At 56.7% G+C, this 23,083-nt stretch carries 18 protein-coding genes and 1 pseudogene; 13 read left to right on the plus strand and 6 right to left on the minus strand.

Annotated features, from left to right (window positions below; translation table 11 throughout):
- Positions 1–63: 63 nt before the first annotated feature.
- A complete protein-coding gene (locus DY252_RS16700; protein WP_231959687.1) occupies positions 64–1,338 on the plus strand; it encodes an MFS transporter in 1,275 nt (424 codons plus the stop codon).
- Between the two features lie 101 nt (positions 1,339–1,439).
- Entirely contained in the window at positions 1,440–1,925 is a 486-nt protein-coding gene (gene greB / locus DY252_RS16705; RefSeq protein WP_129542752.1) for a transcription elongation factor GreB, read from the plus strand.
- Positions 1,926–1,983: 58 nt separating this feature from the next.
- Here the strand turns inward: greB and DY252_RS16710 are convergent, their stop codons facing one another.
- Positions 1,984–3,000 (minus strand): NADP-dependent oxidoreductase, encoded by a 1,017-nt coding sequence (locus DY252_RS16710; protein ID WP_197482571.1) that lies wholly within the window; start codon positions 2,998–3,000, stop codon positions 1,984–1,986.
- Between the two features lie 91 nt (positions 3,001–3,091).
- On the opposite strand from DY252_RS16710, the gene DY252_RS16715 reads away from it, so the two are divergent.
- The gene (locus DY252_RS16715) at positions 3,092–4,018 is read left to right on the plus strand and encodes a LysR family transcriptional regulator (protein WP_064788494.1); all 927 of its coding nucleotides are present in this window, start codon (positions 3,092–3,094) and stop codon (positions 4,016–4,018) included.
- A gap of 6 nt (positions 4,019–4,024) precedes the next feature.
- Here DY252_RS16715 and hrpB read toward each other — a convergent pair whose 3' ends face one another.
- Positions 4,025–6,532, minus strand: coding sequence for an ATP-dependent helicase HrpB (gene hrpB / locus DY252_RS16720; RefSeq protein WP_064788495.1), 2,508 nt, complete (start codon positions 6,530–6,532; stop codon positions 4,025–4,027).
- A 264-nt stretch (positions 6,533–6,796) separates the two neighbouring features.
- On the opposite strand from hrpB, the gene DY252_RS16725 reads away from it, so the two are divergent.
- A complete protein-coding gene (locus DY252_RS16725) occupies positions 6,797–7,231 on the plus strand; it encodes an EF-hand domain-containing protein (protein ID WP_064788496.1) in 435 nt (144 codons plus the stop codon).
- Positions 7,232–7,240: 9 nt separating this feature from the next.
- Here the strand turns inward: DY252_RS16725 and DY252_RS16730 are convergent, their stop codons facing one another.
- Together DY252_RS16730 and DY252_RS16735 are read right to left on the minus strand one after the other, a co-directional pair.
- Complete coding sequence (locus DY252_RS16730; RefSeq protein ID WP_064788497.1) at positions 7,241–8,587, minus strand: prenyltransferase/squalene oxidase repeat-containing protein; 1,347 nt, start codon at positions 8,585–8,587, stop codon at positions 7,241–7,243.
- Positions 8,580–9,665 (minus strand): O-antigen ligase family protein, encoded by a 1,086-nt coding sequence (locus tag DY252_RS16735; protein WP_231959688.1) that lies wholly within the window; start codon positions 9,663–9,665, stop codon positions 8,580–8,582. The genes DY252_RS16730 and DY252_RS16735 overlap by 8 nt, the downstream gene beginning before the upstream one ends.
- Positions 9,666–9,781: 116 nt before the next feature.
- Here DY252_RS16735 and DY252_RS16740 point away from each other — a divergent pair, with 116 nt between their 5' ends.
- Positions 9,782–11,077, plus strand: coding sequence for an O-antigen ligase family protein (locus DY252_RS16740; protein WP_064788498.1), 1,296 nt, complete (start codon positions 9,782–9,784; stop codon positions 11,075–11,077).
- 261 nt (positions 11,078–11,338) lie between these two features.
- Here the strand turns inward: DY252_RS16740 and DY252_RS16745 are convergent, their stop codons facing one another.
- Positions 11,339–13,459, minus strand: coding sequence for a GumC family protein (locus DY252_RS16745; protein WP_064788499.1), 2,121 nt, complete (start codon positions 13,457–13,459; stop codon positions 11,339–11,341).
- A pseudogene (locus DY252_RS16750) lies at positions 13,456–14,919 on the minus strand (WecB/TagA/CpsF family glycosyltransferase). Before DY252_RS16750 ends, DY252_RS16745 begins: the two are co-directional and overlap by 4 nt.
- A gap of 177 nt (positions 14,920–15,096) precedes the next feature.
- On the opposite strand from DY252_RS16750, the gene DY252_RS16760 reads away from it, so the two are divergent.
- The 8 genes from DY252_RS16760 (at position 15,097) to DY252_RS16795 (ending at position 23,082) form a co-directional block, all read left to right on the plus strand.
- Positions 15,097–16,221 (plus strand): glycosyltransferase family 4 protein, encoded by a 1,125-nt coding sequence (locus DY252_RS16760; RefSeq protein WP_129542754.1) that lies wholly within the window; start codon positions 15,097–15,099, stop codon positions 16,219–16,221.
- Complete coding sequence (locus tag DY252_RS16765; RefSeq protein WP_064788503.1) at positions 16,218–17,426, plus strand: glycosyltransferase family 4 protein; 1,209 nt, start codon at positions 16,218–16,220, stop codon at positions 17,424–17,426. The genes DY252_RS16760 and DY252_RS16765 overlap by 4 nt, the downstream gene beginning before the upstream one ends.
- Before the next feature lie 64 nt (positions 17,427–17,490).
- The gene (locus tag DY252_RS16770; protein ID WP_129542755.1) at positions 17,491–18,564 is read left to right on the plus strand and encodes a hypothetical protein; all 1,074 of its coding nucleotides are present in this window, start codon (positions 17,491–17,493) and stop codon (positions 18,562–18,564) included.
- A complete protein-coding gene (locus tag DY252_RS16775) occupies positions 18,561–19,304 on the plus strand; it encodes a hypothetical protein (RefSeq protein WP_064788505.1) in 744 nt (247 codons plus the stop codon). The genes DY252_RS16770 and DY252_RS16775 overlap by 4 nt, the downstream gene beginning before the upstream one ends.
- Before the next feature lie 242 nt (positions 19,305–19,546).
- Positions 19,547–20,806: a hypothetical protein gene (locus DY252_RS16780; protein ID WP_129542756.1), complete on the plus strand. Its 1,260-nt coding sequence runs from the start codon at positions 19,547–19,549 to the stop codon at positions 20,804–20,806.
- Positions 20,799–21,554: a glycosyltransferase family 2 protein gene (locus tag DY252_RS16785; protein ID WP_064788507.1), complete on the plus strand. Its 756-nt coding sequence runs from the start codon at positions 20,799–20,801 to the stop codon at positions 21,552–21,554. The genes DY252_RS16780 and DY252_RS16785 overlap by 8 nt, the downstream gene beginning before the upstream one ends.
- Positions 21,551–22,651, plus strand: a complete 1,101-nt coding sequence (locus DY252_RS16790) for a glycosyltransferase family 4 protein (protein ID WP_064788508.1) — start codon at positions 21,551–21,553, stop codon at positions 22,649–22,651. Before DY252_RS16785 ends, DY252_RS16790 begins: the two co-directional genes overlap by 4 nt.
- Positions 22,652–22,713: 62 nt before the next feature.
- Positions 22,714–23,082, plus strand: a complete 369-nt coding sequence (locus DY252_RS16795; RefSeq protein WP_064788509.1) for an MmcQ/YjbR family DNA-binding protein — start codon at positions 22,714–22,716, stop codon at positions 23,080–23,082.
- Position 23,083: the final 1 nt, after the last annotated feature.

Here is a 23,083-nt window from a genome sequence, read left to right on the forward strand (position 1 = left end):
GACGCATAGCGCCACCGCGTTCAATATCGCCACCAAACAATAATCCCTCTCGGAGGAACGCCTATGAGCCCCACTCAAAGCTCGCCCCAAAGTCCGCCGCAAAGCCCCACACGCATGACCATCATGCGGGCGAAAAAATGGTTCCCGTGGCTGGTTTTGCTTTCAGGCTGCCTTGTTTTGTCACTGAACCTTGGTGTGCGTCAGTCACTTGGCCTGTTTATCCCCGATATGCTCAATGACACGGGCTGGAACGCGGCCACCTTTGGTCTGGCCTTTGCGATTCAAAACCTGATGTGGGGCATATCCGCCCCGATCGCCGGTGCCATTGCGGATCGGTTTGGCACAACCCGGACCCTGATTGGCGGTGGTATCGTTTATGCGCTTGGGCTTTATCTGATGGGCACGTCCGCCTCCCCCGGCGAGCTCTATCTCACTGCAGGTTTCCTGATCGGCACCGGTGTTGGCATCACGAGTTTTCCGGTGGTGCTTGCCGCCATCAGCCGTGTTTTCAGCAATGAAAAGCGAAGCTTCGCACTGGGTCTGGCCTCCGCAGGCGGGTCAATTGGTCAGTTGGTGATGGCACCTACCACCCAAGCGCTTAACAGCTCTCTTGGTTATGTCGCAGCCCTTGTTATTCTGGCGGGCATTTCGATGCTGATCATCCCGGCGGCCTTTGCCATGACCGGCAAGGCCGAAGGCAACAGCCCGACCGCCACCCCTGATCTGGGGCCGCAGGGCTTGGCCGCCGCATTTCACGAGGCCCGAAAACATCGCGGCTTCGCATTGCTTAATGCCGGTTTCTTTGTCTGCGGCTTTCATATTGCCGTCATCGCAACCCACCTTCCGACCTTTACCGAACTCTGCGGTTTGCCCCGTTCGGTTGCCGCCGAAGGTCTGGCCTTGATCGGTCTGTTCAATATTATCGGAACACTCACCGCCGGTTGGGCGGGCGGCAGATGGCGCAAGAAATACGGCCTGTCGTTTATTTACGGCATGCGTGCGGTGGTGATTGTGATCTTTATCTTCTCGCCCAAAACGTCTGAAACCATCTTGCTGTTTTCGGCATCGATGGGCGCACTTTGGCTGTCGACCGTGCCGCTGACCAGCGGCCTGATCGCACAGGTCTTTGGCCCGCGCTATATGGCGACCCTGTTTGGTATCGTGATGCTCAGCCATCAAATCGGTGCGTTCTTCGGCGCCTGGATGGGCGGGATTGTCTATGACCTGACCGGTAATTTCGATGCCGTCTGGTGGGCATCGGTTGCGCTTGGCGTCTTTGCCGCACTCGTGCATATGCCGATTGATGACAGGGAACTGCGCGCCACGGCCAAGGCATAGCACACACCTGCCTCACCATCATAAAGCAGCGCCTGGCACCAACCCGGCGCTGCTTTTTTATTGGCCTTTTCGCTCTGACCAAGTTGGGTTACAACCCGGTCATGGACAGACCGATTTACATCACCCCTGAAGGGTTAGACGCCCTTAAATCCGAACTCGACCACCTTTGGAAAAAGGAACGGCCCGAAGTCGTCGCCGTTGTCCATTGGGCAGCGGGCAATGGCGACCGTTCGGAAAACGGGGATTACATCTATGGCAAAAAGCGCCTGCGCGAAATCGACCGACGCGTCAGATACCTGCGCAAGCGGATCGAGGATGCCGTTGTTGTCCGCACGGAAGAACAACCTGATCACAGCCACATCTTTTTCGGTGCCACGGTCACCTACGTCAACGCACGCGATGAGGAAAGAACCATCCGCATCGTTGGCGAGGACGAGGCCGACAGCCTCAATGGCAAGATCAGCTGGATTTCCCCCGTCGCGCGCGCCCTGATGAAATCGGGTGTCGGCGATGTCGTCACCGTCCGAACACCTGCGGGCGAGGATGAGCTTGAAGTGCTTGAAATCAGTTATCCGGGCTCATCGTAAAAACCCGAAGCAACGCTCCCATCAAGCATTTTGATCCTCGCCAACGCAGGCTTCAGTTTCAGATCACTTGCAAGGAAATCTTGCCCTGAATATGCCCTTTGGCCGCGCGTTCATGCGCCGCCCGGGCATCAGCCAGATCGTATGTGCTATCAAGCACAACGCGAATGCTTCCATTTTCAAGCAGCTCAGCCAGTTCGCCAAGTTGCTTGCCGTTTGAACGCACCTGCGTTGTTGAGACACTGACCCCCAGCTTTTCAGCCTCGCCCGCATCGGTAAAGCCAAGTGGATAGATCGGGAAAAGCGCACCACCACGTTTCAAGACCTTCAGAAACCGGCCTGTTTGCGGACCGCCAACGGTATCAATCACAAGATCAATGTCCGAAACCGCGTCCTCGGCCCGTGTTTTGGTGTAATCAATAAACTGATCTGCACCCAGTTCACGCAAAAGATCTTCGTGGCGGGCCGACGCCACTGCAATCACCTTTGCCCCCGGAAGTTTGGCAAGCTGCAAGGCGAAATGACCCACTCCGCCAGCCGCACCATTGATCAAAACGGTTTTGCCCTCCAGCGCCACCGGATGGTGTTGATTGGGCTGCAACGGGTTGGGCGCACTATGATCGGGCGATATCATGAATTGCCACGCTGTCAGCAATGACATCGGGGCAGCAGCCGCATGCAGATGGTCGATATTGCCAGGTTTGCGGGCAATATGGCCTGCAGGAACACTGACATATTCGGCATACCCGCAACTTTCACCGGCAAGACCTTCCGGGAAGCGGACCATGGCATAGACTTCGTCGCCGACGGCAAATCCGCAATCCTCATTCGCAACGGCCACGACAACCCCGGAAACATCGGTTCCGGGAATGACCGGGTAGGCAATTGGCGGCTGCCATTCCGGGGGTAACATTTTATACCCTTCGCGCAGATACCAGTCCGGCGGGTTAACCCCCACTGCATACACCCGAACCAGTACGTCGCCATCTTTCAATTCGGGAATTTCTACATCTTCATAAACAAGCACTTCCGGACCACCGGGCTTGTGCAGTCTGATTGCCTTCATCGTCTCGGTCATCATAGTTCTCCTGTGACATGACATGATGACAGGCGATATATTTACCCAGCTCCAAGTTGACAATCAGACCTGATGTCGCTTTAGTAATGCCATGATGGAACAAATTGGACTGGAACGTCTGACAGGTTTGATTGCATTTGCCCGGGCCGGTGCGCTGGGCAGCTATACCGCTGCGGCCAGATCACTTTCAATTTCACCATCTGCTGTCAGCAAAAGTGTGCAACGCCTTGAGAATCATCTGGGGGTTTCGCTTTTCACCCGGACCACACGGTCGCTGAAACTGACACCCGAAGGTCAGGATCTTCATGAACGTGCGATCAGGCTGCTGCGCGAGATGGAAGATATCGAACAGGCCGCGATGAAGGCACGCTCCGAACCATCCGGAACATTGCGCATTTCCGCCCCCCTGACGATCGGGTTGCATGTCATCGCCCCTGCGTTACCGGCATTCCGCAGTCAATATCCCAATGTCCGGATCGACCTTCGCATGAGCGATCAGATCGTCGACATCATCGAACAGGGCATTGATATTGCTGTTCGCATTGGCGAACTCGAAGATTCACGCCTGATTTCACGCCAGTTGGCACCTCACAAGCTTTGTGCCTTTGCCTCGCCTGCCTATCTGGCGCAACATGGCACGCCGCGCCATCCCGATGACTTAAAGCAGCACGATACCGTCAGCCTGCGTTATCAAAGCACCGGGCGGATGTTCAATTGGCCGTTCCGGATTGGCGGGAAAATCATTGAAGTTATCCCGGATGCAGGACTTGTCGTGGATGCAAGTGACGCACTCGTCGCGGCGCTTGCCGCAGATGGCGGTATCGGGATTAGCGCAACCTTTATCGCCGCCCCATATGTCGAACGCGGTGAACTGGTCCCGGTTCTGTCGGATTTCGCGGTCGAACGCCACAAGATCACGGCCCTTTGGCCCGAAAGCCGGCGCGCCAACCCCGCCTTGCGGGCCTTTATTCCGTTTTTGCAAAAGGCCTTTCAGGACCGGATGCAACCCGTGATCTGACCCAGCCTACATCCGGTTTTTAACCCTGCGCGTCGGTTCGGCGACCTGCGGGTCATCGGGCCAGTAATGCTTGGGATAGCGGCCCTTCATCTCGGCCTTTACCTGCGCATAGGACCCGTTCCAGAACCCGATCAGATCACTTGTCACCTGTATCGGCCGTTGCGCCGGGCTAAGCAGATGCAAGGTCACCGCCACCTTGCCGCCCGCAATCTTTGGCGTTTCGGTCGCGCCAAACATTTCCTGCATACGCACCGGCAAAGCGGGTGTTTCACCACTATAATCAATGCGGATGTTTGACCCGGTGGGCACTTGCCAATGGGTGGGGGCCAGGCGATCCATTTCCTGTCGCTGGTTCCAGTCGATCCCGGCGAGTAACGCCTCAGACAGGTTGATCTGCTTAAGCTGGCTGCGTTTGGTGATCCCGCTCAGATACGGCGCCACCCAGTCTTCAAGCGACCCCAGCAGGCCGTCATCAGACATATCGGGCCAATGATCACCATCCACCCGATGCAAGAATGCCAAGCGTTCACGCAGACCGTTCGCGGCCTTGTCCCATGGCAGGCAATGCAGGCCGAGCTTGCGGATGCCCTCGATCATGGCCGATGTAATCGCATCGGGATCGGCTTCGTCATGGGTGGCTTTTTCATCCAACACCAGTGCGCCAATCCGGCGTTGCCAGCGGGCGGCAACCGCATCGCTTTGCGCGTCCCAGAAGACTTCCGTGCCCTCGGAAATCTGATCGGCAAAATGGGTTTCAAGGGTGGCACGCGCCACAGGTGCTGCAAGGCAAATCCTCGCCTCGCGCGCCTGCCCGTCCAGTTCGGCCACCGCGATATAGGGCTCCGACGCCAAGCTATCTTCATTGGGTAAAACACCGCCGCGCCCGCCCGACAGGCGATAACGCGCGTCCGCCCCCTTGCGCCGCTCCCCGATCCGGTCGGGATAGGCAAAGGCGAGCAACAAGCCAACCTCATCGGCCCGATCCACGCGCGCGGTATCGGGTTTTGCCAACCCGCCCTGCTTGACAGCATCGCGCAAACGGCGGGCAAGTTGTTTGGCGGCCTCCGATATCATTTTGGGCGCCCGGCCCTTGATGATCGCCTCCACCCGGATGCGCAAATCCGCCCCGCGCCCGCGCATGAAATCACGATCAGACAACAACGCCGCCAGCGCACAGGCGACATCATCAAGACCAAGCTGCGCACCGCGCAACATCATATGCGCCAAGCGCGGATGGACCGGCAATCCGGCCATGGCCGTGCCCATCGGGGTAATGCGGCTCTCGCCATTCAAGGCCTCCAGCCCGCGCAAGAAATCACGCGCCTGACTGATCTTGGCCGCGTCCGGCACATCCAGCCACGGCAAGGTTGTTGGATCCGAAACGCCCCAGCGCGCGAGTTCAAGGGTCAGCGGCACCAGATCAGCCTCGGCAATTTCGGGCGCGGTAAAGGGTGCCCGCGCACGATGTTCATTTTCCGGCCAAAGTCGATAACACACCCCCGGTTCCAGTCGCCCGGCACGGCCACGGCGTTGTTCGGCACTGGCTTGCGATGATTTCACCGTCACCAATCGGGTCATGCCCGATGCCGGATCAAAACGCGGCAAGCGTTGCAGGCCGCTATCGACCACCACCCGAATGCCATCAATGGTAAGCGACGTTTCGGCAATGGCGGTGGCCAGCACCACCTTGCGCTTGTCATCCGGGGCGGGTTGGATCGCGATGTCCTGTGCCTTGGCATCCATCGCGCCATACAGCGGGGCGATGATGACATCACTTCCCACCGCATCCTTAAGCGCACTTTCAACCCGGGTGATTTCGCCCTGCCCCGGCAGGAAGGCCAGGAGCGATCCGCTTTCCTCGCGAAGCGCCGTTTTGATCGCGGATGTCATTTCCGCATCGATGCGGGTATTGCCCCATTTATCGGGCTTGGGGGCCAAATATTTCGTTTCAACCGGATAGGCGCGGCCTTCGGATGTGATCACCGGGCAATCGCCCATCAGTCGCGCAATCGGATCGCCATCAAGGGTCGCCGACATGACCACAAGGCGCAGGTCATCACGCAGTGCCCCCTGCGTTTCAAGGGCAAGGGCCAGGCCAAGATCGGCATCCAATGATCGTTCGTGAAATTCATCAAACAGGACGGCGGCAACACCGGAAAGTTCGGGGTCATCCTGAATCATGCGAACCAGAATGCCCTCGGTCACGACCTCGATCCTAGTGTCCTTGGAAATCTTGCTGTCAAACCGGACGCGATACCCCACACGCGCGCCAACCGCCTCGCCGAGTAACTGCGCCATGCGCCGCGCACTGGCACGCGCGGCCAGACGACGGGGTTCGAGCATGATGATCTTCTGATCCCCGCGCCACGCACAATCAAGCAACGCCAGCGGCACCTTGGTCGTCTTGCCAGCACCCGGTGGCGCCTGCAAAACGGCATTGGTGCCTCCATCAAGCGCAGAGATAAGCTCTGGCAGGACGGCATCAATTGGCAGGGCGGGAAATCGGGAACTCATATGTTTTCAATACTCAGCTTGGCTCGGCAGATACCTGTTTGCGGGCATTGCCTAGCAATATCCCTGTGCGCTTGTCCGGGGCAATGAAAATTGCGCCGGATCTTGTCGGGAAACCAGTATCGGATTGATGCGGCTCAATGCGCGCCACCCCGATCATGATACAGTGGCCTTGTTAATTCGGGCAGTTTCCCGCCTTCGGCTTGATAACACATGAAGGACGATCTGCGCACAATGTTCTCACCCCTCAGGAGTAGGAGACTAACCATGAAAAGATTTCTCGCAATCACCGCAATCGGCCTGATGCTTGCTGGTGCTCTTGGCGTCGCCCAAGCGCAGCAAGGCACGCAAATGATGAACCAGACCGGCCAGGGAATGATGCAAGGCCAAGGTACGATGCAAGGTTCCGGCATGATGATGGGTCAAGGTCAAGGCCAGGGTATGGGCATGGGATATGGCGCTGGCAACATGATGGGCCTCCGCAACGGTACCATGGGCCCCGGGATGATGAACGGTGGCATGATGATGGGTGGCATGATGGGCAAAATGCATGGCCCGGAAATGATGATCGTCATGATGGACACCAACGGCGATGGCCAACTGCAACTTGAAGAGTTCCAGGCCGTCCATAACCGGATGTTCAACTATCTTGACGAGAACGGCGATGGCCAACTGACCGTCGACGAGCTGCGCCAACGCTAACCGCCGAGCTCAGTCACCGCGCCTGATACCAAGGATGATGCCCTGCTCCGCCCCGATGCGCTGCAGGGTCTTCATCCCGCGTGTCAGGCCATAGAGCGCTTCCATCGCGCCTTCAGCCTTGGCCCGCGATGCCGCCGCACGCGTGATATCGTATAGCGCGCGAAATGCCGGTTCAGGCAGGGTGCGCAAGGCCGCCTCCTTCTCCGCCCGATCAGGGTCGGGATGGGCAAAATTGATGGGCGCGGTCGGGTCAAAATTCGACATGGTTTGATCTTGCAGGTTCGACAGGTTCGGGCCCGTGTTTTCTATCACGATTGATAGCGCCCAGACCATCCATGCCTGCGTCCAGCGCACGTAGTTGCGCCGATCCGGCCTGCCGTCTTTCTTGATCCCGGCAAAGAACAGATCGCGGCTTGGATAAAAAAGATTTTCTGCGGCCCATTCTGCCACCCGGATCGCTCCGCCACGGTCCCCGAACCGGCAAAGACTTGCCATCGCCTGTGCAACTGCATGGGCATCAAGGTAGCCATCCCGCCCGGCGTCGCTTCGTGGCAGGTCATTCTTATCGAAGCACGCCGCGCGATAGAATTGCCAGCCACATGCAATGGCATTGTTCAACCCGTCCATCCCTGACGCCCGCAATCGGTCGAGAAGATCAAGAACATAACCCGTGTGAAATCCGTCGACGAACCGGTGATGGGACCGCGTGCCATAGGCCCAGCTGCCATCGGCCTTTTGTGCGGCGATAATGCGCTCCACCGCCTGTGTGGTTTTGTCATTCAGTCCGACCATCCGATACAGCACGAAGGCGGCCCACAGACTAGCATTATGTATTTCAACGTTACTGTGATCGAAATAGGCGAAATAACCTTCCCGCCAGAGCTTGCCTTCAACAAATCCTGTCGCATGAACCAACGCCGGGTGATCCTTTTGCATCCCACTTTGAAGTAACGCATCAACGACAAAGCTGGTTACGATGGCATTGCTTTGATGGCGCGTGGCGTAAAACGCCCGCGCCTGCCATTCAAATGGATATCCCCATCCGCCATCCGGATTTTGCAGTTCCAACAGGCGACCGCGAACGTCACAAAGCACCACGCCCTGCGCGGCCCCACCCAGCAAGGCCAGCGTCTTCGGATTGACCATCTTGGGAATGTGAACAACCTTGCGCAAACCTTCCGGGCCACGCTTGATTGCCTGTAGCCACGTCAACCGCGCCAAGCGAAACCGCCCAAGTCCACTTGCCCGAAACACAGCACTTTCAAGCCCGTCAAAGGGGTCAGCCCCGGCAAAGCCATCAGCGACCATACGGGCAAGGACCCGATCACAGATATAAATCAGACGATCCCTATCCATGGTCACACCCCGCACGGGCGGCAATCCCGGCAGCAATTCCGCAACAGATCAGATAATGCCCGTAATTCAACGTATTGTCCGTCACCATCGTCAGCATTGCCGAAAACAAAATACAAACCGCAAGGCGCGCATGGCGCACCGACCACAGCATCACACCCCATCCGAAAAGCCAAAGCCCCGCACCCAGAATGCCGGTTTCAAACAGCATGCGGAAATGATCGTTATGAAGGGCCCCAAACGATGCAAAGGATTGATAACCTGACAGGGTCTCCTCGACCGCCCCGGCTCCGAAACCCAACCATCTTTGCCCGACGGAGCCGCCTTGCCACAGCCCCCAGAAATCCTGCCAGAACGCCAGGCGGCCACTGCCATGGGTAAGAAACAGGCGCGGTAAATGAGACACGGCGATCCAGCCAACACCCGCAAGCACGATGACACCGACGAGCCATGTCATCGCGCGCGAGAACCGGATCATCCCGATCAGATTGACCAACATCGCCAACACCGCAATCCGGGTCTGGCTCAGCAAAACCGCCACGCTAGCCCCTGCTGAAAGCAACTGGTGCCCCCGCCACCGGGCAACCGAGCACAAGGCAAACAAGCCCAAAAACAAGAACGGCTGATTAAGACGCAATCCCTCATGCGTCATCTGAAAGGAACTTGAAAGCAGCAGGTAAAGCACAAGAACCGGGATCATAAGCCTAAGGCTGTCGCGACCAACCATACGCCCGACCAGAAGCCCGACCGGCAGCATCAACAGGTTGCCGATCAGACGCAGCTTTTCCAAACTCGCACCATTCCCCGTCGCGATCAGGCCCGTTAACGCCGCAAGGATGAGCCCCCCAGTCAGCAAACCGCCCCCAACCCGGATTTGGCGCACGAACCGACACAGCAACGCAATCCAGAAACCAAGCAGAATAAGCTTTGCAGCCATTCCACCAGCACCTATCAGCCAGAGCGACACCCCCATCAGCAAATTACCCAGTAGCACAAGCCATAAAGGCAAAGTTGCTGGGTTATCGCGCAGATCGCGATTTTGCCGGTCGGCAATCGTCGCCAAAGAAACGGTTCCCTTCATGGCCGGTTGCCTCTCGCAAGCGGCGCGACAGGATGCGAAAATTCGGCTAGGCTAACGGTTTGGATTGCAACGCAGATTGGCTGACCTTGATGCTCAGGCTTTCGCAAACTTGTCTGATGGCGCAGATCATTCTTGCCCCGCTTTTGCTGGGCGGGCTGCGGACATGGGCGCTTGCCATTCTGGCGATCCTGACCGGTATCGGCGTGCTTGCGATTTGCCTGCGCCCCGGTCCCGCACAAATCGGCAAGCACTTGCTTTTTCTTTGGATCGGGATCGCTGCACTGATTGGTTGGGCGATCCTGCAAAGCCTGCCGATCTGGCCAGTTCAAGCTTATCCGTTCAATGCGCCGCACGTTGCACTCGCCCCGCATGGTTGGCTGAATATGGCGACCTATCTGATCTGGCTGGGCGGTGTTGCGAGCCTGACTGCGCTGGTGGGACGCCTCAACACCCATCTGAACATCACCATCGCTCGCACAATTGTCATCACCTGCGCCGTTCAAGTGGCGCTTGCAGCAGGTGCCGATGTGATGGGATGGCAGACGACATTCTGGTTTGCCAAACAGGCCCATCTTCACGACTGGACCGGCAGCTTCGCCAATCGCACAGCGTTCGGAATTCTGATGGCGTTCGGTATTCTGGCCTGTCTGTTTTTGTATGATCAAAGCCGGGCCTTGATCTCGGCCAAGCGCCTTGACCAGGCGGGTGGCTGGCTGGCGATTGCTGTGCTTTTTGCAGCGGCCCTCGTCCAAAGCCATTCGCGGTTGGTCTTTGTCATGGCGCTGGTTGGCAGTGTGATTTTCATCATCTTGACCCCGCGCGAAAACGTGCAAAGCACTAAGCGGCTGATTGTAATCGCGCTTGGCATCATTGCGACCATCACCATCGCAATCATGGCATCCCCGGAACTTTTCGACCGCTTCACCGACCTTGCCCGCAGTGATCTGATACAGCGCGATGATTTGTGGATCACCGCCCTGCAGGCGATTGCAGAAAGACCATTGACCGGATGGGGCACGGACAGCATTGGACTGGTCATTGCTCATTTCGCCACCCCGGACCTGAACGCCGATGCCCACTGGTTTAGCAGCCATAACCTCTGGCTTGATGGCGCAATCATGTTTGGGGTTCCGGTCATGCTGATCCTCGCAACAGCACTTACACTCGCGATCAAAACGGTTCTTACAACGTGCCAGCAACCCGACACGCGTGCGCTTTTGATCGCCCTTTTGGCGATGGCAATGCTTTGCAGCATGGGTGATTGGGTCATGGTCATGCCCGCCCTTATTCTGCCGGTGGTGATGCAGGGGATGGCAAGCTTTGAAGCCGCACTTGCAGCCCTTCGCGCAATGCCTGCACCCTTGGATCACGCGGGGCAATCGCCTGTGCCTGATCCTGAAGCTTTGCGCTAAGCACCAAATCATCCTCGGCCACTATTCCCGCCTTCAGCGCCAGCGAGACCGGATCAAACGGCCGTTCGACCAGCCGCTGTTTGAGCAGTGCGTCAAGTTCCGTGCCATCGACCACCATCGCATCACGCTCTGCACCAAAGCCGCCTCCGTTGGCAAAGGCTGCGCGTTTGTTTTCAAGCTGCGATAGCGCCCTGCCTTCCGAAACCAGGACCACGCCGCCAGAGCCAATCAACAGCAGGGCAATCACAATCAGGGCAGCCTTCATGACGTCGCCCCCTCGGTTGCCATGGCCGTCTGTGGCTTGCCATAGGCGGCACGCGGCTTGGCACCGTTCAAAACAATGCCCTCCGGCACTATATTGGCCGCGCGCAATTGCGACAGGGCCTGGGTGATATCGCGGCGCTTGCTGTGGCCGCAGCGCAGGGCAAACAGCCTGACATCGGCCAGTCCCAGCGCAATCACACCATCGGCAACCGACAGGATCGGCGGCGTATCGATAATCACATGATCAAACCGGGTGCGCAGGCGCTTGATCAAATCAGGTAATTGCCCGTCAATCATGCCCGTCGCGATATTCCCAGGTACTGGCATACGCGCACCAAGATATCGATACCCCTCGCCGTTTTCTGCGCCGGCGAGGGCGGCATCCAGATCCACAATCCCTGACATCACATCAGTCAGATCAGCAGTCATGTCACCGTCATGCCGCGCCCGGTTTGGCGGCGCCGGGTCATGCAAATCCGCATCAAGGACAATCACCGATGCTCCTAGTCCAGTCAGCTTTTTGGCCAGCGCATGAACGATGTGACTTTTGCCATCGCCCGAGAGTGCTGAGCCAACCGCAATCACCTGCCCGTCCTTATCGGATTTGCTTGTTGCATCTCCGCCCTGCACCATGATCCGCATCAAAACTGCCAGATGGCCTGCGGCTTCGTCATGGGCAGCAACGCTGGTGGTCTTGTCCGCCCTCGACTGTTCCGGGATACGGGCAAATAACGGGATGCACAACGCCGCCTGAGGATCAAAGTCGTCATCAATGCTCTGATCGAAATAGTGACGCAGCAATGCGGCAATCACAGCAGCAAACAGCGCCATCATGATCGCCAAGATGGCAAGATCGCGCTTGGCCGGAAATTCGGATGCCGCTGGCAAAGTTGGCGCACGCAGGATCGCGGCATCCCCCTGAAATGCTGCCATTTCACGGCGCAAGGCTTGCACCTGCTGGCCCAGCTCCTGAACATTGGCGCGCGCCATGGCGACAGACCGCACCAGGGCAGCCTGCCCCTGAACGCTTGTATTACGCAGCGCCATACGTTCCTGCCAACGATCCCGTTGGGCCGTGATCAGACGCAGCTTTTCTTCCGCCCCGGCAAGGGTGATATCCATTTGACCGGCGATATTGCTGGCGACAGCGCTCAGTTGTTTATGCAGATCATCCAGTTCTTGCTGCTTGCCCTGCATGGTTGGATGCTTGGGGCCGTAACGCTGATCAAGCCTGACGAATTCCTGTTTCGTCGTCTCGAATTGTGCCGAGATTTGGCGTACCATCGGATGGCTTGCCACACCGTCAATCGCCAGCAGTTCATCAAGGTTTGCCGCCTCATTGCGGCTTTGGCGCGCAAGCCTGAGGCTGACAACCTCTTGCCCCAGTTTTTCAGCCTGCTCATCGAGTGCATAGATGCGATCAAGCATCCGCGCATTCTCATCCGGGTCCAGAATACCGGCGCTGTTTTGCAAGCTGGCCAGATCCCCTTCCAGACCATCCAAGTCAGTTTGCGCAGATTGAAATTGCGCTTCCGCCTCGGCAAGTTGCCTTCGAATGGCGGCTTTTTGCCGGTCTTCACGCTGCCACAGATAGCTTTCAACAACGGCCATCAACGCCTCTTGCGCTGTTTTCGGATGGCTCGCGGTGAACGACACTTCAATGACCGCCGCATTGCCAACCCGGGCGATTTCCAAAGCATTGCGAAGATGAGAGATCCCGTCTGTTTCGAGATCACTGGATATCGGCGTATCCGTCAGCGAGACACCCTCTCCGCGCAAAACCGAAAGTGCGGTGGAAAGTGTTTCCTGCCCTTTGATTTCGGCAATTGCCGTTTCGATTTCCTGGGCGGTTACAATGCGACGGTCAGTGTTGAATGCCGCTGGCATCTGGCGTTCCGCGATTTCCACATTTGAAGAAAGCCCGATTTCGGTGACGGACCGATAATCCCCCTGCCAATTGGCGATGCCGCTCAGAAGCGCGATCAGAACCACAACAAAGGTCAGTGCCACAACCCCGCGCCGTTGCCAAAGAATGCTCAGCAAATCGCGCAAGGACGGATCAAACCGTTCTTGCGCGGAGCTGGTAATCGCGACGGGATGGTTGGGATGCTCTGTCATCTCGGGCTTGCATCCTCAAGCTCTGGAATTCTTACAGATTCCTGATAATCCTCAACACGCCAATAGCTGTCAGTGGTGGGGTTTCGCTGGCCGCCAGCAAAAAGAAGCGAATAACGCCGCGCCCGTTCGATTTCAGGTGGCCGCCCCAAACCAATAACACGCGGTGATGCATCAGTCTCGATGCTTGCAGCAAATGATCGCTGTTCGCCCGCGAATATCGTTGCTTGATTGGCATTGCGTTCAAACAGGCGCTCTGCCAAATCCGCAGAATTACGCCGGACGATTTCCGACAGGCGCCCGGGGTCGGGATGAAGATCAAGCAGACGCAAGACCACCCCACCCAGCACGGTCTCCAGCAAAAAACGGCTACTGCCACCGCCCAGAACCACATCAAACAGACCAAGCAGGAGTTTAAGACTGTCCTCTGCCTCCTGCCAATCGATGTCAGATTGTTGGTTGGCGGCATCCTCTGACAGCACAGCTCCGACAAGTGCATCAATCAGTTGGGCGACGTCTTCGGTGGCTTCTACCTTTGCGATTTCGGTTTCAATCCAGCTGATCGCCGCCTGCCGGTTTTCCAGATCAAATATTGCTGTGGTTGTCGGCTGCGCCCGAACTTCGACAACTGTTGTCAGCATCATAAAGATGACCGAAATGGTTGCTGTTTTCCGCAAGACACGCCAAAGGCGCCGGAGTTGAAAACGCAGAATCCTTGGCACAACAAGGCAGGCAAATGCCCAAAGCCCGCGCCCATAGCGCGGGATCATGTAGCGTGGCTGACAGAAGATGCGCCAAATGAACTCCAGCCCGCACCGCTGCAAGATAGCCGGGGCGCGTCGGACATTCCCGGCCAGAACATCAAACGCCCCGCCAACACCCATGGCAAAACCGCATCCGGTCTTGGGCGCTTACTGATCAACGAACAGCTCCTTGCGCGGGGATGGCAAGGCGACAAAAAGGGCGTCTGGTTTGGTCTGTGCAACACAATCGGCCAGCTTTTCATCATCGGGCTCATAACCGTGATGGGTACCCGCGATGATCAAACCGGGGAAACGTGCAGGCAATATCACCTGCAACTGATCCAAAACACCCTGACGTGCCCCCAACAGAAAGACCCGCGTGCCATCCTGTGCGAACTGCGCCAGAAGATCGGTCATCAGATCAATTCCAGTCACCCGCTCGGCAACCCTGATCCCCAACAGGCGGGCTGCCCACACAATCCCCATGCCATCAGCCGACAGGCAATCTGCGCGCGAAAGTGCCGCAAGCAAACGATCATCGCGCATGACTGCGGTCAGTTTGCTCGCATTCAGGCAATGGTGATGAAAACAGGCTTGGCTGGCACTCGCCGTACCTTTGCGAAGCCTCGAGGCGATATCAGCACAGACGAGACGGCGTCGTCTTGTATCCAGCGGCAACCCGAAGAAGACAGCTTTGTGCCCTTTGAGTTCGTCACGCATGTGCCACCCCTGTCACCCCGGCCGGACACTTAAAAAACGGCAGAAACACAAAGTTCCTGCTATTGGCGTCCGTCTTTCGCCGCCGTCAACGATCTAAGTCACGGCTAATTGGTTGAATTGAATGGTAACTTATGATTGAGTTGCAGGCAATATTAGCATCTCAAGGTGATCACCGCGGTGAGGGTGACTTTGCTGACCAACCTTGTGCCACCCTACCGATCTGACGCCTATAACGCGCTTCATCATCGCGCGATGGCCGCAGGCGGATGTTTGCGTGTCCTATGTACCCAACATCGCGAACCACAACGCAACTGGTCAATCACAACACCCGCATTTGACCATATCACCTTGCCGGGCGTTCAAATTCCCCTTGGTGAAAACCGAACCCTATCACTTCCGTTTGGCGTCACCCGGGCTGTTTGCCGTGAACCAAGTGATGCGTTGATCATAAATGGTTTTGGCATCGCGCAATGGCAGGCGCAAAACTGGGCGCTGAAACACCACATTCCGACCGTGCTGCAATTCGATGGCTGGGCAGGCTCCGATGCCACCTATGACAATCCGCTTCGGCGCAGATTACGCCGGGTCATGATTGCCCGTGCCGATGGCTTCGTCGCCGCCAGTTCGCGCGGGGCGAGTTGGTTTGAAAGCCATGGCGTATCGCCAGATCGTATTTGGATCGCGCCCATCCCTGCGTCATTTCCCTTGCCCGATATCTCCGCCAACCAAAACTTGGCGGAACGACAATACGACATCGCCTGGCTTGGTCGCACGACGGCTTCAAAGGGCTTTGACGTCTTCATGCGGATTGCGGCAGGACTTTCACAAGCAGGCATTGCAAAACGCATCGCCATCGTTGGCAGTACCGACATCAAAAGAACCAACAGGCTTGCGAAATCATCCGGCCTTGGTGACCCGGTGGATGTATTCGGACAACTGTCCCCCGATCAACTGCCGCCCATTCTGACCAACAGCAAGATCGCCCTTTTCCCAAGCCGAAATGATGCCTATGGCGTTGGTGTAATTGATGCGATTGCCTGTGGCGCGGTTGCACTCGCAAGTCCATTCACCGGTTGCGCACCGGATATTTTGCGCGGTCCCGAAATCCTGCCGATCGATAATCCGCAAGGTTGGATCGCGACCTGCAAACGCCTTCTTGATGCGCCGCAGCTTCTCGAGGACACGCGTTTGCATCAAGCAAGGGCAATTGCCAATAACACACCAGCCCATCACAGCGACATCATGTGGCAGGCAGTTCATCAGGCGGTTAATCAAAACCCGCACATGCGACGGTGGGAATGATCACGCCAAATCACAATCTCAGCTTGAAATCCGAGCCATCCGTCTGGATCATCAGCCGTGTCGATCAGGCCAGGATTCTGGCCAAGCACCTCGCCGAGCAGGATCGGCTGGTACGTTGGGACAGTTTTTGGCGCCATGACGGTACGGGTCTTATTCGCCCGCCATCACGCCATGTCGGCACTGCACTTTGCAACATCCCCGGCCGCCACCTTCTGCCTGATCTACTAGGAAAAACGGCCCAAAAGCTTCGGTTACCGGCACGCAATCTTTACTCTGACATTCCGCTTTCGCTGCTGGCCGCCTTTCGAATGCCAAACGCCGATATCCTGCATGGGCAGGGCAATTACAGCCTGCCTGCGATGCGTCGCGCAAAGGCAAGCAATATGATCACGATCTCCGATGTCACCGGCCAACTGGCTGAAACCCGCCATGTTCAGCTTGTCGACGAATATGCATCCCACGGCCGCGCCCACCGCGAAATATCGACCTTCCTTGCCGCTCGGCGCACGGCAGAAGCCCGATTTGCCGATGCGGTATTTGCGCCCTCGGATACGGTCGCGGACGGTCTGCAAAGAACTGGCATCGCGCCAGACAAGATATATCTGGTCCCCTTCACATCACCCCATTGTCGGGCGTTGTTGGATCGGGAACGTTTCGCGCGTGACGATACGGTCATTAGGCTTCTTTATGTTGGCAATCTGTCGCTTGCCAAGGGCACAGCCCATCTTCTGGCGGCTTGGAAAACCATCCGCCGGCAATTCCGCTTAAGGGTCGAGCTCACCCTGATCGGGACGGCGCAGCCCTGTGCCAGGGGCCTGCTTTCAAATCTGCCCGACGGGGTGAAGTGGTTTGGCCCCCTGCCGCACGATCAGGTTGCTGATCATATGTTGTCTTCCGACATTTTCGTCTTTCCCAGTCTGACAGAGGGCAGCAGCCTTGCCACCATGGAAGCGATGGCAGCTGGTTGTGCCGTCATCACCACGTTCGATGCCGGAAGTCCGGTCATCAATCATCAAAGCGGCCTGATCATCCCGCCAAGGGATCAGGATGCGCTTGTAACGGCAGCGTCGGCACTGATCACCCTGGCCGAGATGCGCCGAACCATCGCCCAAAAGGCGCGTGATCAAATCGCCCGCGACCTTCGCGACACCTATGGCACGCGGGTTGATCATGCATATGAAACCATCCTGTCGCGCCATGGTTAGATGGTCCACCCTCCTAAAATCAGCGGGTACTCGCCTATATCCATTGTGGATGATCGGCGCCAATATGATCGCGCGGCTGGGCGGTATGGCAACCCTTGTTCTGATTGGTCATGCCTATTCAGAGGCCGATCTCGGAACCTATTTCCAATTGCTCGCCATGGTCGGTCTTGCGGTTACCGCGACGCAGGCTGGCAGTGGTCCGCTTCTGGTACGAATGGCACAAAATGCGGCCTTCGGACAGGCCATGCATGTTGTCACCACAAGGTTCCTGATTGCAGGTTTCGCCTCGATCCTGATTGTCACGACAACCAGCGTTCCGCTTGCGAAATATTGGCCACTAATCCTGATACCGTTTGCCGCGGCCCTTTCCCCCGACTGGATGATTGCGGCCAAAACCCGCTTCTCACGGCTTGGCATGATTGCGGTTATTGGTCAGGCATGCGGGATAGTGGTGGCGGTTTGGGCATCGCTCAGCCATTCAGATTTGGCGCTTTATCTCATCGCACCTGCGGTTTCTCTGGCCAACCTTGCCCTCGCAACAGCGTTTGCATTTGAACAATCCTCCACAAAAGCCCCAATGGCACCTAAGGGCAGCGTATTCGGCCTTGTCGGCTTCACCCTGCTCGCCGGGTTCGTGCCAAATCTCGACTTTGTCCTGTTGGGCACAGACAACGATCCACTGTTTCTGGCGCAGCGCGTTTTCCTGTTTTGCGCCGGCCTGATTGCAGCCATTGCCTCAACCCTGTTTGCCAAAAACGAGGTGGGCCAAATACGTGACATCTGGCTTTTGGCACCGATGGCTCTGATCTCGGGCCTGCTGTTGTTCCTGCCAGGCAACTTGGCCAATCTATTTTATGCCAGCCCGTCAGATGATCTGTTCACGATCCTTCAAATCGGTGCAGCCTGGCCAGTATTGATGGCGTTCATCGCCCGACAAATCCTGATCTTGCAGGAAATATCAGCGGCAAAATGGCTGGGTTGGGGATGCCTTGCACTGATGATCATCACGGCATTCGTCATGCCGACCAGCGAACTCGCACCCGACATCATGAAACTGATTGAATTCCGCCTGGCCTGTCTGGTTCTGATCCTGCTGGCCTGCCAGAAAGTTGCAACAAGACGGCAGGTCGTGGCATGATGAAACCGACCGTCACCATCACAAATAATAAGCTGATCAAGGGCCAATACGGTGACATCACCTTTGGCCCGTGGGGGCTGGAATGTTCGGACCAGCATTCCTTCGTGACACTCACCGACCAACCGCGAAACGCCAAACAGGTCGGCGACACCTGGCACCTTTCTGGGGGGCGAATACGTATCGCGTACGAAACCCGTAAGCCCACCTCAAACACAGTCGGGCTTAAGCTACGCATTCAGGCACTGGACGACATCCTGCTGCAAGATGCCGTCATCCGGCTGGTTTTTGACAAAACCGCCATCAAACACGGGCGCATCGCAGACAAAACAGTTCACCACACCAACAGCGACAAGTACCGTCTTTATCCGACCAATAAGGCCGAACTGATCGGGCAGGATGGCGCAACCGTATCCGTGACATTGGATCATGCGGATGGGGCGGGCCGGTTTGATCCATACTTGTATCTCCGGGATCGCGATGATTACTGGATCATTCATGCACGCCTGCTGCCAAGTGATCCGGTTGATCAGGTCTGGCTGCGCTGGGCAAACCGATTTTTCACGCTATGGGCACCGGATTGGTTTTCAGCTTTGCTCTGGCGCATGCCAGCTTTCAAAAAGCCGCTCTGGCGCTTGCGCGAACGCATGGGCCGTCACTGGCCGGAAATTCAGGCTGTGCCGCTTAATCGCCTCAAAGCAGGCCAGTCCTTGTCGATGGAGGTGACATGTCACTTTCATTAGGCCAGGACACGCTTCGCCTACGCTGCCAAAACCTGGCCAAGCGGATTGCAGACGATCTCGCAACACGTCAACTGAAGACTGGGCATTTTGAACAGCCGGACTTTTACGCCAAGGCCTTTGCCGTCAATCTCTGGACGCGGATTGATCCTGTCCGATTTGGCTCACATATCGACCGCGCCCTTGATGCTCTCCGATCAGAGCCGCGCGATAAAACTTGGCACCGCGAATTCATCGAATATGCGTTGCTGGATACGCCGGGCCTGTCATCGGATACCACCACCGACATCCTTCGGGGAACAAAACCGCTATGTCCCGATGTCGCCAACTGGCAGATGCTTGGCCTGATCAATCGGCAGAAACGAAACGCAGGGCTTACGACAAAGCTCCTCGACCTCGTCCATTTCACCTTCATCTTGTTTCGCTATTGGCGCGCACCAGTTTTCATCGATCGACCAGACTGCTTCTCCGCACAATACCACGCCTTTTGCACAGCACTTCTGTCTGACAGTCCCAATAAACGCCATCAACGGATTGCCAACCGGGCAACAGAAATCTTGGCACAACTTGTCGGCTCGCATGGCTTTGTCAATCTGCTTGGACGTGGTGCGGGGCAGAGTTTTGGCGCGGCCTGCGGGCTTTATGTGTTGTTAAAATGCGGTTACCACAACGAAGCAGAAGCCATCCTTCATCGGTTGGAAGACGCTCTTGTTAAGGCCGGAAAACTCCCGCTCAATCTTCTGTCACCTGCCCCCTTGCCGAAAAATCCCGGCCCCGAAAATCCACAAACACCCGGGTGGTATAGCTATAACCGCCACGATGATTACCTCGCCTTTGCAGGCTATTGCCTTCTGAAGGCCTCGCAACTGCCAGCACCAAAACACATCCGTTCACCCGCACCGGAAACTACCGCGAAAAACATAGTCTCGCAGTTTTCATCCTCGTACTATCACGCGCAAATGACGCTATTTGGCCGACAGATTTTTGATGTCTCCGGCGCCCCCGTCATTGTTTCGGGCCAAGGAAAATCTACCCACATCCTCCTGCCACCAACCGGCGGCGAACAGGATGCACCCAGCCTTTATGACCAAGCCTCACAGCCGCTTCCCGCGGTTGGCGAGACCGAATTTGCCCGTTTTCTTGGTGCGCGGCAGATATCTGACAACAAGCTTGATATAAGCTTCGAGCTTGCCGGTATTGTTGGTCATCGAACAATCGAGTTTCAAAACGCGCGTGTTATTATCTCTGATCAGACTCCCGACTACTCAGCTAACGAACTCGAACTCTTCCGAATTCTGATTGATGGCAACATCGGCCTGACTCAGATCGCGGAAGACACCATCATCTGTCGCGAACTCGGAATAAAGCTGACGGCAAATGCCCCGCTACACATGATCCCACAAGCAACATTCAGCGCTGCTGGTCCGGCAACAAGGATCAGTGCGAAGACAGGGCAAGGAAATTGCGCCACTCTGACCATCTCATGGGGAGATTCTGATGCGTGATCCAATCACCATCATCACGACCGTGCGCGATGGCGACGCCTATCGGGATCGCTATTTCAGCAATCTGCGCCAGATACTCGTGGGGCCCGGTGATCATGCGGTCATTGTCGATGATGGTTCAACCACACCCCTTACAACACCATCAGACCGGCTCAACGACCCACGTCTGAAAATCATTCATCCCGGCAAAATTGGACGGGGGGCATCGCTTAACCTCGCGATTGAAAACAGCCCGACCGATCTGATTGCGATTCAGGATATTGATGATCTTTCCCTGCCTGATCGGCTGGATCGGCAAGTTGACGTGCTTTGCAATAACCACAATCAACTTGTCTTCGCGCGCGCAGTGTCCGATCCGTGGCGACCGACTTTGGCGGCATTACAGCATTTTTCACCCGCACGGCTTTATTTTAGCAACCCACTGCATCATTCGTCACTTGCCATGCATCGCTCTGTCTGGGCCAGCGCGGGTGGCTATGCCACGGATTTGCCCTGCTGCATTGATCTGGATTTCTATCTGCGCGCCTGCTGCGTTGCCAAGGCCCGCATCAGTCGGCTAAGCATGCCCCTGATCGAACGTACCCTTGATCCGGGCAACCGCCATTTCGCAAGGATACCAAACGCGCTCTATCAGAAAACGCGTGCTTCCGTTCTTGCGCGTTATCGACCTGACCTGCCTTGGTCGATTTGGCTGGCGGCTGCCAAACTCCGCGAGTTGCAATTGTTTTCTGCAAGGGACGTTCGATGACCAACCGCCCAAAAATCATCGCCATGGTTCAGTTGCCACCGCCCATGCACGGGGCGGCCCAAATGAACCAGTTCGCCATTACGGCCTTGGCGAAAGACTTCGTTTTGCATGTCATTGAAATGCGCTTTGCCCGGACATTGTCCGAGGTAAATCGATTTTCGCTGCGCAAGATCGGGTTGGCGGTTTGCTTGTTGCTGCGTCTGATCCGGGCATTGCCGCGCGCCAAGGCGCTTTATATCTGCTTTGCGCCGAGTGGTTTTGCCTATTACCGCGATTGCCTCTATGTCTTGTTGGCCAAGCTCCTGTGCGTCCCTGCAATCCTGCACCTGCATGGTCGCGGTCTTCCCGAAATGCGAAGATCCAAGTGGTCGGAACTGCTTCAGAAAACAGTTTTCAAAGGGCAAACCGTCATCCTGCTCGGCGAGAGCTTGCGCGCCGAAATCCAAGACCTTGATTGCAAGTCTGCCATCATCACCAACTGCATCGATGATAGTGCTTTCGTGGGCCCAGCCACCAAACAATGGGTGCCCCATGATCCGATCCGGCTTTTATGGCTGTCCAACCTGTTTCAGGCCAAAGGCATCGAAACCCTGCTTGCTGCCTGTGCAATCCTGCGCGCGCAAGGTATCGCTTGCGATTTGACGATTGCCGGGGCTGAAGGCGACATCAGCAAAGCCGAGCTCGCCACATTACTTGAAAAATATCAGATGCATGCGGCAGCGACATATTGGGGACCAGTTTCCGATCCTGAACGGCAGGCTGCCTTTGAAAAATCTGATCTCTTCATCTTTCCCAGCCACTACCCCAACGAAGCCCAACCGCTTGTCGTGCTCGAAGCCATGGCCGCCAATGTCCCGGTGATCACCAGCGACATCGCAACCGTGCCCGAGTTTGTCCGGGACGGCGAAACCGGGCGACTGTGCCCGCCCCAAAACCCGGAACAATTGGCAAATGCGATTATCGCAGCAATCAATGCGCCGGAGAAAACAACCGCAATCCGCGATGCTGCCTATCAGATGTGCCGACAGAACTTTCGCCAAGACGGGTTTGCCGAAAAACTGCGCCAACTGGTTCACAGCATTATCGAAAATCACTGACGTTCGGTGGATGATTGCGTACCATCAACACTGATGGCAAACGCATGAACAGGATGGCTAGAATGGATCGGGACGAATTCAACGCCTTTTGCAAATCCCTGCCACAGACAACCCACGTTGTTCAGTGGGGTGGCGCGGATGTCTGGAAGGTCGGCGGCAAGGTGTTCGCCATTGGCGGCTGGGCCACAAAAGAGACATTGGGTGTCACATTCAAGACATCCGAAATCGGCTATGAGGTCTTGAAAGATATGCCCGGCCTGCGCCCTGCCCCCTACCTGGCATCGCGTGGCATGAAATGGATCCAGCACTACGATGCGCCGGGCTTAAGCGATAATGACCTGAAGGATCATTTAAAAAGCTCGCACCGCATTGTCGCCAAGGGTTTGACGAAAAAGCTGCAGCGCGAGCTTGATCTTTATCAGGACGAATAGT

This window comes from Thalassospira indica, from assembly GCF_003403095.1.
GTDB classification, from domain to species: domain Bacteria; phylum Pseudomonadota; class Alphaproteobacteria; order Rhodospirillales; family Thalassospiraceae; genus Thalassospira; species Thalassospira indica.